Origin of the sequence: Brevibacterium sp. FAM 24630 (assembly GCF_049804075.1) — a bacterium.
Classification (GTDB): Bacteria; Actinomycetota; Actinomycetes; order Actinomycetales; family Brevibacteriaceae; genus Brevibacterium.
The window spans coordinates 1-13464 of sequence record NZ_JBNBZD010000013.1 but is presented as its reverse complement, the minus strand read 5'-3'; the positions used below and the strand labels follow the sequence as shown (position 1 = coordinate 13464).

Sequence of the window (13464 nt, the reverse complement as noted above, 5' to 3'; positions counted from 1 at the left end):
GCAACGGACAATCCGCAGACGTGAGCAACGAGTCATTCCTCCATTCCCCCTTGGTCCCAGCCCCTGCAACCGCTGTCCCACCCTCGCCGACCCGTTCCTTCCATGGAGTAGCCTGCGAAGAGGCACCATCATCCGACACCGCCAGGAAGGTGGACAGCAATGGCCACGACAATGCGCGCAGTGACGTTTGTCAGGAACGACACCGTCGAACTTCAGGAGAAGCCGGTCCCGCAGATCGGTTCGGACGAGGTCCTCCTCAAAGTCTCAGGGGCTGGCCTCTGCCATTCCGACATCTCCATCATCGGAACCGGAGACGACAGTCCGTTGATCGGTTTCACACTCGGCCATGAGGTCTCCGGAACGATCGCTGAAATCGGTGAGAACGTCACTGGGTGGAGCCTCGGAGACCCTGTGCTCGTTTCACTCATGCGTTCGTGCGGGAAATGTCGCGAGTGCCTCGCCGGCAGAGACAACCAATGCGAGGTCATCACCGGTCGCAGCCCTACGGGCCCGATCTCACCGGGAATCGGTGTCGACGGCGGCATGGCCGACTACATCGCCGTCAGCTCTCACCACATCGACCCCCTCGGCGATCTCGACCCCGTCGATGCTGCACCGCTGGCCGATGCGGCCCTGACGCCGCTGCATGCGATCAACTCCGTCCGCGACCGCCTCACCGGCGACGCAACCGCCGTCATCCTCGGTCTCGGCGGCCTGGGCCATGTGGGTCTGAAGATCCTCATGGCGATCACCGGATCCCGCATCATCGCTCTCGACACCGATGACGAGAAGCTCTCCTTCGCCGCCGAGCACGGTGCCACCGCGATCAGGTCCGACGCCGAGGCAGCCGATAAGATCCTGGAGCTCACAGATGGAATCGGCGCCGATGTCGTCCTCGACTTCGTCGGCGTCCAACCGACCGTGGACATCGCCATCGGCGTTGTGCGCGGAGGGGGCGCAATCCGCTTCGTCGGCCTCGGCGGAGGCTCCTTCGACTACGAGGCCTCCAACGGCGCTGACCTGCCCTGGTGTGTGAACATCGAACGAGCCTACGGCGGCACCCGCTCCGAAGCACGCGAGGCGATCGCTCTCGCCCAACAGGACAAGATCGCACTCGAGGTCACACGCTATTCGCTCGACGACGCACTCACCGCCTTCGATGACCTCAGGCAGGGGCGGATCCAGGGCCGCGGCGTTCTCGTTCCTTAGCTCCCAAGTCAGCCTCGAGTGAGAAGATGGCCTCGTGCCCGAAACCCGACAGACCACTCCCCCGGCCTCGGCCGCCCCCGCCGACTGGCGTGAGGCCTTCGCCCCACTCGCCGAGGCGGCCCCGCAGGAGCATACTCCCGTGTCCCTGGGCTTCGAGCTCGTCGAGGTCGTCCCCCGCACCTGGTTCGAACCCCAGCACTCGGTGCTGCTCGAACGCGCCACTGTCTCCCCCGGCACGAACCCGTCCCTGGCCATCCGGCCGCTGCTGCTCAGCGAATCCGGCAACTGGGTGAAGAAGTCGCTGACCTGGCGCACCATCGATCGGATGGCCCGGCAGCACAATATCGACGCTCGCCACCAGGAATGGTTCACCCAGCTTGCGGGCCTGCGCACCCGGGACAGGACCGACTTCACGCCCGACGGAGCGCCGTACCACCTCGGCGATTTCCATACCCCGCTGCTGTGGGAGCACTTCGACCGGGGTGCACAGCTCGGCATCGAATTCGTCGGCATCAACCAGGGCATGGACGTGCGCATCGGGCGGGTGGCGAAAGCCGTCGTCGACATCAGGCGTGCTCAGGGCCAGCTGCGCGTCCAGCCGCGGGCGACGATTGACGAACGCGAGTTCACTCCGGGTCTGATCAAACCGATCTGGACGCATGGCTTCTTCGGCATCGATGTGGCCTCGGGCTTCACCGTGACTCTCGCTCCGGCGGAGAAGCCGACCAGGGAGTCAGCCCTGCCGGTGTTCAGAGCCGCCGGCCCGATCACCATTCCCGATTCCGAGGCCGAGGAGTTCTTCGAAGAGTACTATCCGCAGCTGCGCACCAGCGCCGAGGTGGTCAGCACCGACGACACCGTGACTTTCCCGGCCTACCGGCAGCCCCGCCTCGTCCTCTTCCTCACCTTCGGCGCCGGCGACAGGCTCGACCTGCGCTGGTACTGGGAGTACTCGGGACCCCGACGCACCCTGCCGGTCATTTCCCGCGCGAAGCTGCCGACCGTTTCACCGCCGCACTCGGCACCGACCGCTTCGGCATCGGCGACCTCGACACAGACGACACCGGCGCGAACAGCCTCTGCGTGGGAGCGGGACGACCGGCGCGACCTCGAGCATGAAGCCGAAGTGCTCTCTGCGGTCGCACGGGTCCTGGCCGACACCCACGAGGAAGGGTCCCGGCTGACGGAGGTCGTCGACACCGCGCTCGACGATGCCGATACCGCCGACTTCGTCGTCAACGTGCTGCCCGGACTCGAGGAGATCGAGCATCTCAAGGTCATCACCCGCGGGAAGAAGCAGCCCTACCGGGAGCTCGGCGGGGAGCCGAACGTCACAATCACCTCGGTGGAGTCGGAGAAGAACGACTGGTTCGACCTCGGCTTCCAGATCAGCGTCGACGGGCACCCGGTCCCCTTCGTCAAGCTGTACAAGGCACTGGCCAGGGGCGCGAAGAAGCTCAAACTCCCCGATGACACCTTCCTGTCGCTGAGCAAACCGGTCTTCGACAAACTCAAGGCCCTCCTCGCCGAGGCGGACCTCATCCCCGAATGGGAACCCGAGACACCGAAGATCTCACGGATGCACGTGGGCCTGTGGTCGGACTTCGAGGACGTCGCCGACGAGTCCGAGCCGGCTCTGACCTGGCGGGAATCCGCACAGGCATTGGCCGATCTCGACCACCTGCCGGCCACCGAGGTGCCCGAACTGGGCGGGGCGAGGCTGCGTCCCTATCAGGTGCAGGGATTCCGGTGGTTGGCGCTGCTCTACCGGTGCCGCCTCGGCGGGATCCTCGCCGACGATATGGGGCTGGGCAAAACGCTGCAGACGCTGGCTCTCATCGCCCATGTGAAGGCCGGCCGCGCGGCTGCCCGCGAAACTGCGGCCGCGGGCGATACCGTGGCCGCCAGCGATACCGTGGCCGGCACCGGTCAGGCGAGGGCACCGTTCCTTGTCGTCGCCCCCACCTCGGTGGTCGACAACTGGGTCAAGGAGGCTGCCGCCTTCACCCCTGACCTCGATGTTCGCGTCATCGCGGAGTCGACGAAGAAGAGACGGACACCGCTGGACGAGGTCGTCGACGGTGCCGATATCGTCGTCATGTCCTATGCGATGCTGCGCCTCGACGAGGACCCGATCTCTCGCCTCGAGTGGGCCGGGCTCGTCCTCGATGAGGCCCAGTTCGTCAAGAACAGCACGGCCCTGACCCATCAGGCGGCGAAGTCCGTGCGGACACCGTTCCGTCTGGCCCTGACCGGCACCCCCATGGAGAACTCGCTGCGCGATGTGTGGTCGCTGTTTTCCATCACCGCGCCCGGACTGTTCCCGAGCCCGCACCGGTTCGACGAGGAATACGTCCGCCCCATCGAAAGCGGCGAGAACCCGGGACGGATGCAGCGGTTGCAGCGACGCATCCGACCGTTCATGATGCGCCGGACGAAGGACCTCGTGGCCGCGGATCTGCCGGAGAAGCAGGAGCAGGTCATCACCGTCGAGCTCAATTCCGCGCACCGGAAGCTCTACGACCGGATCCTGCAGAAGGAGCGGAAGAAGATCCTCGGCTTCATCGACAGCGACTACGACAAGCAGCGGTTCATCGTCTTCCGTTCGCTCACCCTGCTGCGGATGCTCGCCCTGGACCCGAGCATCGTCGACGCCGAACACGCCGAGGTGCCCTCGAGCAAGCTGACGGCGCTGATGGACCGGCTCGATGATGTCATCGCCGAGGGGCACCGGTCGATCGTGTTCAGCCAGTTCACCTCGTTCCTCGACCAGGTCGCCGCGGTCCTCGAGCGCCGCGGTGTGCCCCATGTCGTCCTCGACGGGTCGACCCGGAATCGAGGGGCCGTGGTCGAGTCGTTCCGGTCCGGTGAGGCCCCCGTCTTCCTCATCAGCCTCAAGGCAGGCGGCTTCGGGCTCAACCTCACCGAGGCGGACTACGTCTTCCTCATGGATCCGTGGTGGAACCCCGCGACCGAGAACCAGGCGATCGACCGAGCCCACCGGATCGGGCAGACGAAGTCCGTCATGGTCTACCGCTACGTTGCCGAGGGCACGATCGAAGAGAAGGTGCTGGCCCTGCAGAAACGCAAGGCCGAACTCTTCGACTCCCTCATGTCCGATTCCGGCACCTTCGAGGGCCGCGGGCCCAGTGGGCAGGCGTTCAGCCAGACCGTCACGGCCGAGGACATCCGGGGGCTGCTGGACGGGTGAATATTTACTTTAGATGGACTAAAGTAAATATACGAGCCCATTTCTCACCGTGGGGCCCACCCGACAGAAGGCCCGCCCATGCCCTACAGCGTCGAATGCCACTGGAGTCCTCCGAACCCCGCGGGGCTGAGCAGAAAGGACAGAGCCTCAGGCACATTCCACGCCTATGTGCCCGATGAGCTCTCCTCCGCTCTCCCCACACTCGGTGCCGAAGCACAGCGCGCAGCCGAGGAAGCAGTCGTCGTGCTGGCCCGCCTCGATGAACGGATCAGGTCCTCGGGCAGCAGCTATCTCAACCATCTGCTCATCCGGTCCGAGAGCATCTCCTCATCGTGGATCGAAGGCAACCGCCTCAGTCCGAAGAAGCTGGCGATCGCCGAACGCTTCCAACACGGCGACCGGGTCGCACTCGATGTCATCGCCAATGTGAGAGCCACTGAGAACGCGATCGATGAGATCGCTGACCCCTCACGAGCGATCACGGTCCGTGACATCGAAGAGCTGCAGCACTCGATCGAGCCCCGGCTCGAGCCCGGACTGCGGACGACCCAGAATTGGGTCGGCGGCCCCGGAAACAGTCCTCTGCGCGCCGATTTCGTCCCGCCTCCGGCCGCCGAGGTGAAACGGCTCGTTGCGAACCTCGCCGAATTCGTCTCAGCCACCGAGGGAAACCCCGTCACTCGTGCGGCCATCGCCCATGCTCAGTTCGAGACGATCCATCCGTTCATCGACGGAAACGGTCGAACCGGGCGAGCGCTCGTCCACACCGTCCTCAAACGCGCCGATGCCCTCCGCACTGTGCTCGTGCCGATCAGCACTGTCTTCGCTTCTGACACGACTACCTATATCGGTGGGCTCACGACCTATCGTCAGGCCCCAGCCGATCTCGACCACTGGGTCATCTCCTTCGCCGAGGCGGTCGAAGCCGCCGCCGCAAGCGCCGTCCTCCTCGCCGAGGACATCGAGACACTCGAGCAGACGGTTCGCACGGACCTCATCGAGCATCGCCGAGCGATCGGCAAGTCACCGGCTCGGCCGAGGACCGGTTCCGTCATCCTGAAAATCCTCGACAGCTTGGCACGAGAACCCGTGATCACCATCGAGTCGGTCTCGGTCGAGCACGGAGTGACTCGGGCGGCTGCCCACCGCGCCCTCGTCGAACTCGCCGAGGCGAAGATTCTCCGACGAACCAAGAACCACAAGGGCAAGATCATCTGCTATTCGGCAGACCAGCACCTGGCCTATGTCGAGTTGACCGAAGCGAGCCAGCGGAGCCGCAAGGCGTGAGGGCGGTCGCCTCGGCGCAGATGAGCCGACGGCTTTCTCCATCACCTCTGGAGTTCTGAGCACACCCGTGCCTATGCTGTCGATAACGGGCCGCCTGCATGGAGGCCGCACTGGTGCTCAACGTCGGCACCATTCCGATCGGCATCTGTTCGGATGACCCCGCGACTCATTCGCTGTGCGTCCATTCGGAAAGGCCGATCATGACTTCCAACAGCTTCAACACCCGAGACCAGCTGACAGTGGGCGAAAAGACCTACGAGATCCACCGGCTCGACCGCATCGAAGGGTCCCAGCGACTGCCCTACAGCCTCAAAGTGCTGCTGGAGAACCTCCTGCGCAGTGAGGACGGCCGTCTGGTCACCGCCGAACAGATCGCAGCCCTGCGCGACTGGACTCCTGCGGATGTCGGCGAGCACGAGATCCAGTACACCCCGGCGCGAGTGCTCATGCAGGACTTCACCGGTGTGCCCTGCGTCGTCGACCTCGTGGCCATGCGCGATGCGATCACCGAGCTCGGGGGCGATCCGAAGAAGATCAACCCGCTCATCCCCGCCGAACTCGTCATCGACCACTCGGTCATCGCCGATGTCTTCGCCCGTTCGGATGCCTTCGGAATCAATGCGCAGAAGGAGTTCGAACGCAACCAGGAGCGCTATCAGCTGCTGCGCTGGGCACAGGAGTCGTTCACGGACTTCCTCGTCGTCCCACCGGACACCGGCATCTGCCACCAGGTAAACCTCGAATACCTTTCCCGGGTCGTGTTCACCCGCGAGACCGCCGACGGCCTGCCTCAGGCCTATCCGGACACCCTCGTGGGCACGGATTCGCACACTCCCATGGTCAACGGCCTCGGCGTGCTCGGCTGGGGTGTCGGCGGCATCGAAGCCGAGGCTGCCATGCTCGGCCAGCCGATGAGCATGCTCATCCCCGAGGTCGTCGGGCTCAAGCTGACCGGCCAGCTGCCCGAGGGGACGACGGCCACCGATCTCGTCCTCACTGTGGCTCAGCTGCTGCGTCAGACGGGAGTCGTCGGAAAGTTCGTCGAATTCTTCGGGCCCGGCGTGGCGAACATTCCCTTGGCCAACCGCGCCACCCTGGGCAATATGAGTCCCGAATACGGTGCCACCTGCGCGATCTTCCCCATCGACGAGGAGACGCTGGAGTATCTGCGACTGACCGGCCGTGCTCCCGAGCAGATCGACCTCGTCGCCGCCTATGCCAAGGAGCAGGGGCTCTGGCACGACCCCGACCAGCCTGCCGAATACTCCCAGGTCGTCGAATTGGACCTGGCCACCGTCACCTCGTCGATCGCGGGACCGAAGCGGCCCCAGGACCGCATCGAGCTCGGCGACGCCCCCGCGACCGTGCTCGGCCTCCTCGCCGGCGAGCAGAAGAAGTCGACCGTCCGTCCCGGCGGGGTCGATGATGCCTCTGCCGATTCCTTCCCCGCCAGCGACCCGATCTCGGTCTCACCGTCTTCGGTCCCCGATGAGCCTCCGCGTCACGTCGACCGCGCGCAGCTGACCGCGAACGCCCGACTCGGGTGGCCCAGCGATCCGGCCGATGTCGTCATCAACGACATCCCGGCGATCGTCGACCACGGTGATGTCGTGATCGCGGCGATCACCTCGTGCACGAACACATCGAACCCTTCGGTGATGATCGGCGCCGGGCTGCTGGCCAAGAAGGCCGTCGAACGCGGGCTGCGGCCGAAACCGTGGGTCAAAACGACCCTGGCCCCGGGCTCAAGGGTCGTCACCGACTACTTCGACCGGGCCGACCTGACCCAGTACCTCGATCAGCTGGGCTTCGGACTCATCGGGTACGGTTGCACGACGTGCATCGGCAACTCCGGCCCGCTGATTCCGGCAGTGAGTCAGGCGGTCAACGACAACGACCTCAACGTGTCTGCGGTGCTCTCGGGCAACCGCAACTTCGAGGGGCGCATCCACCCCGAGGTGAAGATGAACTTCCTCGCCTCTCCGCCCTTGGTCATCGCCTATGCGCTCGCCGGGAGCATGCACACCGACCTGCTCACCGAGGCGCTCGGGGTCGGCGAGGACGGACGGGAGGTGTTCCTGCGCGATATCTGGCCGACCACCGCTGAGATCAAGAAGGTCGTCGATGAGAGCCTCGAGGCCGAGATGTTCACCTCCGGGTATTCGGACGTCTTCACCGGTGACGAGAACTGGCGGGGCATGGACGTGCCTGCCGGCGACAAGTTCGCGTGGAACCCGGACTCCTCCTATGTCCGCCGTCCGCCCTACTTCGACGGTATGTCAGCTGAGCCCGATACCGCCCATGACATCACCGGTGCCCGGGTGCTGGCCCTCCTCGGCGATTCGGTGACCACCGACCACATCTCCCCGGCCGGAACGATCAGCCCCACCTCACCGGCAGGACGCTTCCTGCGCGAGCAGGGGATCGAACCGACGGATTTCAACTCCTATGGTTCGCGGCGCGGCAATCACGATGTGATGGTGCGCGGAACCTTCGCCAACGTGCGGCTGCGCAATCAGCTGGCTCCCGGCACCGAGGGCGGTGTCACCAGGCACCTGCCCGACGGGGAGGAGATGAGCATCTTCGAGGCCTCTCAGCGCTACCTCGACGAGCAGGTCCCCCTGCTCGTCATCGCCGGTGCCGAATACGGTTCGGGTTCGTCACGCGATTGGGCCGCCAAAGGCACCACCCTGCTGGGGGTCAAAGCGGTGCTCGCGGAGTCCTTCGAGCGCATCCACCGCTCGAACCTCATCGGAATGGGTGTCCTGCCGCTGCAGTTCAACGACGGCGAATCGGCTGAGAGCCTCGGGCTCACCGGCGACGAGGTGTTCTCGATCACCGGGCTCGAAGGTCGGGATACCCTCCCCGACGCGGTCACCGTGCGCGCCGGCGAAGGCGACGGGAGCGTGGAGTTCACCGCGAAGGTCCGCGTCGACACCCCCGCCGAGGAGGTCTACTACGTCCATGGCGGAATCCTGCCCTACGTTCTGCGCCAGCTCCTCTGAACAGATACGGCAGGGCTCTGGCTCTGCTCACCCCTCGGGGTCGGCCACCGTCGGAAGCTCTCCGGTCATCTCGTCGCGCGGGACCGCCTCGGCGGAGTCGGGGTCCGTGGTCACGTTGTGATCGGTGCTCAGCCCCGTCAGCCGTTCGGGTTGGAGGATCTCGCCGAGCTGAGAACGGTCGAGCAGTCCGCGCTCGACGACGAGGTCGGAGATCGGCTCATTCGTCGCCAGTGCCTGCTTCGCCAGCTGGGCGGCCTGAGTGTAGCCGAGGACGGGTGCGAGTGCGGTGATGACGGTGACCGACCGGTCGACGGTGTCCTCGAGCTCCGCCTCGTTGGCGGTGATGCCGTTGACGCAGTTGGTGCGGAAGGTCTGGCAGGCGCGCTCGAGCCACGTGATCGACTGGAACAGGGAGTGGGCGATGATCGGTTCGAAGGCGTTGAGCTGCAGCTGACCGGCCTCAACCGCCATGGACACGGTGACATCGGCGCCGGCCACGGAGTACGCGACCTGGGAGACCGCCTCGGGGATGACGGGATTGACCTTGCCGGGCATGATCGACGACCCGGCCTGCCGGGCCGGCAGGTTGATCTCGCCGATGCCGGCCTGCGGTCCCGAGGACAGCAGCCGCAGGTCATTGGCGATCTTCGACATCTTCAGTGCGCTGCGCTTGAGCGCCCCGGAGAAGGTGATGAACACGCCGGTGTCGGAGGTGGATTCGACGAGGTCACCGGCCGTGACCAGGTCGAGCTCGGTGATCTCACGCAGATGCTTGATGACCGCTTCCTTGTACCCGACCGGAGCGTTGATCGAGGTGCCGATCGCGGTGGCGCCCATGTTCACCTCGCCGAGGAGGGCGACGGCTTCCTCGAGTCGCTGGACGTCTTCGCGCAGGGTCGTGGCGAAGGCGTTGAATTCCTGGCCGAGCGTCATCGGCACCGCATCCTGGAGCTGGGTGCGGCCGACCTTGACGATATGGGAGAACTCGCGGCCCTTCGCGGCGAAGGCATCGGCGAGGAGGGTGAGTTCGCTCAGCAGGTTCTGTAGGGAGAAGGCGAGCGCGATCTTGATCGCCGTCGGGTAGGTGTCGTTCGTCGACTGGCTGTGGTTCGTGTGGTCGTTCGGGTGGATGAACGCGTAGTCGCCCTTCGCCCGGCCCGCGATCTCGAGCGCCCGGTTCGTGATGACCTCGTTGGCGTTCATGTTCGTCGACGTGCCGGCTCCGCCCTGGATGACACCGACGGCGAACTGATCGTGGAGTCTGCCTGACTTGATCTCCTCACAGGCGGCATCGATGAGGTTCGCGCGCTGATCGTCCAGCGCACCGATTTCGGCATTGGCACGGGCCGCGGCCTGCTTGACGCAGGCGAAGGCGCGGACGAAGTCCGGGTAGACGGAGACAGGACGGCGCGCGATGGGGAAGTTCTCATTCGCCCGAGCCGTATGCACGCCCCAATACGCGGTGTCGGGGATCTCGAGGCTGCCGATCGAGTCGGTCTCGGTGCGGGTGGGGAGGTTCTGGTTCGTCGCAGTCGGCGAGGTAGGGGAAGAGAGGCGGTATTGGGGTCTGCGGAGGCGTTCGACTCAGTCATAGTGCTTTCAGACTCTCACATTTTTCCCGCGGTCCGAAGGGGTGGTGGGTGTGACCTCAGGAACCGAAATAGAAGTCGGAATGCGCCGCGCAGCGAGGGTTGAAGGCTGCCCCGCACTCAGGGCAATCGTTGGCGGATTTGTAGGTGTTGATCGTCAGTTCGGTCCAGCAGTCTCCGCACAGGATCGCCGGCTGGTCGAACTTCTCAGGCGGCCACTGCTGCGCCGGATGGTCGGTCGTTTCCGAGTGGCACAGGTGGCAGGGGTAATAGCGGTCGCAACAGGCGAAGCGGATGGCGATAATGTCGAGTTCTGTTGCATAGTGCTCGCAGCGGGTGTGGTCATCGACAGTCTTGCCGAAGACGTGAGGAGATTGGGTCACCACACACCTACCTCATTTTGTCCGATCCGCTGCACCCACTCAGCCTAGTCGCTGTTGCGGTGGCAGTGTTCTCCCGTCATGCCGGGAATCGCGTGTGCTGCCGGGGGTCGTAGGGGGAGGCAGTCCGTGCTGCCTCCCCCTTGCGTTTCGAGCTCAGTTCGTCCTGCGGGTCCAGAATCCCGCGTGAGCGGCTGCGGCTTCGTCCTCCAGCAGCGGTCCGAGCACTTCGATCTCCCGCTGCCCGCGGGAGAGCACCTCGCGGCAGGGCAGGTCGAAGGTCGGATTCTCAGGGTCGTCGCCGGTCAGCTCGAGCAGACGATGCTCCGAGAGCGCGTAGACGATCCGGCCGATGCCCGTCCAATACACGGCACCGGTGCACATCACGCAGGGTTCGGCACTGGTGTACAGGGTCGCCCCGGCCAGCTGCTCGGGAGTGCACTGCCGTGCCGCCTCGGCCGCGGCTCGCAGTTCAGCGTGCTGAGTGGGGTCGCCTTCGGGTGGCATCGAGTTGTTTCCTGCGGACGCCAGCACCGTCCCGTCGGCTGCGACGACGGTGGACGCGAAGGGGTGCCGGCCACGGTTCTTCGCGTCTTCAGCCAGCGCGATGGCGTTCCGCAGCTGGTCGAGGTCCAATTCGCTGGCGGTGGCTGCCGACTGGGTCTGTGTCATATCTCTATCCATTTCTTCATTGTTCTCATTAGGGGTTGTTCTGTTGATGAGCGCGTTGAGCAGCACAGCGACGATGGCGCAGAGGAAGATGCCGCTTTCCAGGATCAGTGACAGTGGGCCTTCGATGGAGTCCAACAGCGAAGGCATCGCCATCGGCAGCACGCCCACGCTCAGCGAGATCGCCACGATGAGGGAATTGTGTGTGCCTTCGTACTTCACTCGGGCCAGTTCTTGGATTCCCGCGGCAGTGGTCATTCCGAACATGACGATCGCGCCTCCCCCGAGGACAGCGGGAGGGATGGCGGCAACGATCGCACCGGCCTTCGGGATCAGCCCCATGACCACCATGATCATGCCCGCGACTGCGACGACGTAACGGCTCCGCACCCGTGTCATGGCGATGAGGCCGGTGTTCTGGCTGAACGCATTGAGGGGGAATCCGTTGAAGATCGCACTGAGCATCGTTGCCAGGCCCTCGCCGCGGAAGGCGTTTCCGAGGCGGCGGGTGGTGATGGGTGTGTCGACCATCCGTCCGATCGCCAAGGTGTTTCCCGTGGTCTCTGCCATGATGACGACCATCGCCAGGGTCATGATGAGAATCGGCACGAGGTCGAACTGGGGGATGCCGAAGCTCATCGGCACGGCGATGCCGACCCACGCGGCGTCGGAGATTCCGCTGAAGTCGCTCAGTCCGAAGAACATCGCCGCAACGGTGCCGACCGACATTCCGATGAGGACCGACAGGCTGCTCATCAGGCCTTTGAAGCACACATAGACGACCACGGTGACCACCACGGTGAGCAATCCGATGAGCAGATGCTTGGGGGCACCGAATGAGTCGCTGCCTTCACCGCCGCCGAGCCATCCGGCGGCCGCAGGCATGAGCGAGATTCCTACCGTGGTGATGAGGCATCCGATGACGACCCGTGGGAAGAAGCGGAGCAGGCGGGAGAACAGGGGCGCCAGGCCGATCGCCAGAAGGCCCGCGACCATGACTGCGCCGAAGACATGCTGAATGCTGTACTCGGTGCCGATCTGCAGCATCGGTGCCAGGGCGATGAACGAGGCTCCCTGGATCAGCGGCAGCCGTGCACCGAACCTCCAGATCCCGGGGTCTGGAGCAGAGTCGCCAGGCCATCGATGATGAGGTTGCAGTTGATGAGGATGACGATCTGCGGCTGCTCCAACCCCAGCGCTCCGCCGAGGATCAGAGGAACTGCCACCACGCCGGCGTAGATGACAAGAACGTGTTGGAGACCCAGCGTCAGCATCGACCGTACGGGCAGGATCTCATCGACCGGGTCGACCACGGCGACGCGAGCATCGTTGACCGCGAGTTTCATGGTGCACCTGCTTTCATTGTTCAGTGAGGGAACACGTGCGACAGTATTGCGCTGACGCCGATAGAAGAAATGAGTTTCCATCGATCCATTCGATAGATTGGGATGATGCGACTCAGCCTGGAACAAGTGGAAGCCTTCGTGCTCACTGTCGAGCACGGTTCCTTCTCTGCAGCGGCGCGGGCCCTCGGGCGGACCCAGTCGACGATCAGCTCAGCAATCGCCTATCTCGAGATCTCGCTCGATGTCGAGCTCTTCGACCGCAGCACCCGCGTACCGACGCTCACCGAAGCCGGTCAGGCCCTGCTCCTGGAGGCCCGCGCACTCTACGACCGCGCTGTGACGTTCGAGCGGCACGGGGACGCCCTCGCCGATGATCAGGCCGCGAGCATCACACTCGCCGTGGGCATTCCCCCACAGCAGATCATGCCGGTGCTCGATGAATTCGCTGAGGCGTTTCCGCACACCGACCTCATCATCAGGAATCCTGACCGCGGCGATGCGAGTCGGCTGGTGTTAGCCGATGAGGCGGAACTCGGGATCGCTTTCCTCCTTCCCGAATACCCTGATGCGCTCGGCTTCCATCAGATGGGCAAGCTCCTCATGACCCACGTGGCGCATCGGGATCACCCGCTTGCTCGGATTGAGTATTCGGTGGTGTGAGCGCCACTGACTATTGTGGTTGAGCGCCACCCGATATTGCCTTTCAGCGCCACCGGGTCGTGGCGGTGAGCGCCAGGCCGTCACCCGACGCTCACCGACAATTGGTCA

8 protein-coding genes and 1 pseudogene are annotated in these 13464 nt (G+C 64.8%); 5 read left to right on the top strand and 4 right to left on the bottom strand.

The window, feature by feature from the left end; genetic code table 11:
- The first annotated feature begins 159 nt into the window (after positions 1-159).
- The 4 genes from ACPUD7_RS11130 to ACPUD7_RS11115 all read left to right on the top strand — a co-directional run bounded on the left by ACPUD7_RS11130 (position 160) and on the right by ACPUD7_RS11115 (position 8712).
- Positions 160-1209, top strand: coding sequence for an alcohol dehydrogenase catalytic domain-containing protein (locus ACPUD7_RS11130; RefSeq protein ID WP_425119932.1), 1050 nt, complete (start codon positions 160-162; stop codon positions 1207-1209).
- 34 nt (positions 1210-1243) lie between these two features.
- On the top strand, positions 1244-4420 hold the full coding sequence (locus ACPUD7_RS11125) for a DEAD/DEAH box helicase (protein ID WP_425119931.1): 3177 nt from the start codon (positions 1244-1246) through the stop codon (positions 4418-4420).
- A 78-nt stretch (positions 4421-4498) separates the two neighbouring features.
- A complete protein-coding gene (locus ACPUD7_RS11120) occupies positions 4499-5707 on the top strand; it encodes a Fic family protein (RefSeq protein ID WP_135540523.1) in 1209 nt (402 codons plus the stop codon).
- 200 nt (positions 5708-5907) lie between these two features.
- Positions 5908-8712 carry an aconitate hydratase gene (locus ACPUD7_RS11115; protein WP_425119930.1) on the top strand — a complete coding sequence of 935 codons (2805 nt, stop codon included), beginning with the start codon at positions 5908-5910 and terminating at the stop codon, positions 8710-8712.
- Between the two features lie 27 nt (positions 8713-8739).
- On the opposite strand, the pseudogene ACPUD7_RS11110 reads toward ACPUD7_RS11115, so the two are convergent.
- The 4 genes and pseudogenes from ACPUD7_RS11110 to ACPUD7_RS11095 all read right to left on the bottom strand — a co-directional run.
- Positions 8740-10221, bottom strand: a pseudogene (locus tag ACPUD7_RS11110) (aspartate ammonia-lyase); the annotation flags it as partial.
- Positions 10222-10360: 139 nt separating this feature from the next.
- On the bottom strand, positions 10361-10684 hold the full coding sequence (locus ACPUD7_RS11105) for a CHY zinc finger protein (RefSeq protein ID WP_425119929.1): 324 nt from the start codon (positions 10682-10684) through the stop codon (positions 10361-10363).
- Positions 10685-10837: 153 nt separating this feature from the next.
- Positions 10838-12397, bottom strand: coding sequence for a solute carrier family 23 protein (locus tag ACPUD7_RS11100; RefSeq protein WP_425119928.1), 1560 nt, complete (start codon positions 12395-12397; stop codon positions 10838-10840).
- Between the two features lie 32 nt (positions 12398-12429).
- Positions 12430-12696, bottom strand: coding sequence for a solute carrier family 23 protein (locus ACPUD7_RS11095; RefSeq protein ID WP_425119927.1), 267 nt, complete (start codon positions 12694-12696; stop codon positions 12430-12432).
- A 105-nt stretch (positions 12697-12801) separates the two neighbouring features.
- On the opposite strand from ACPUD7_RS11095, the gene ACPUD7_RS11090 reads away from it, so the two are divergent.
- Positions 12802-13356: a LysR family transcriptional regulator gene (locus tag ACPUD7_RS11090; protein WP_425119926.1), complete on the top strand. Its 555-nt coding sequence runs from the start codon at positions 12802-12804 to the stop codon at positions 13354-13356.
- Positions 13357-13464: the final 108 nt, after the last annotated feature.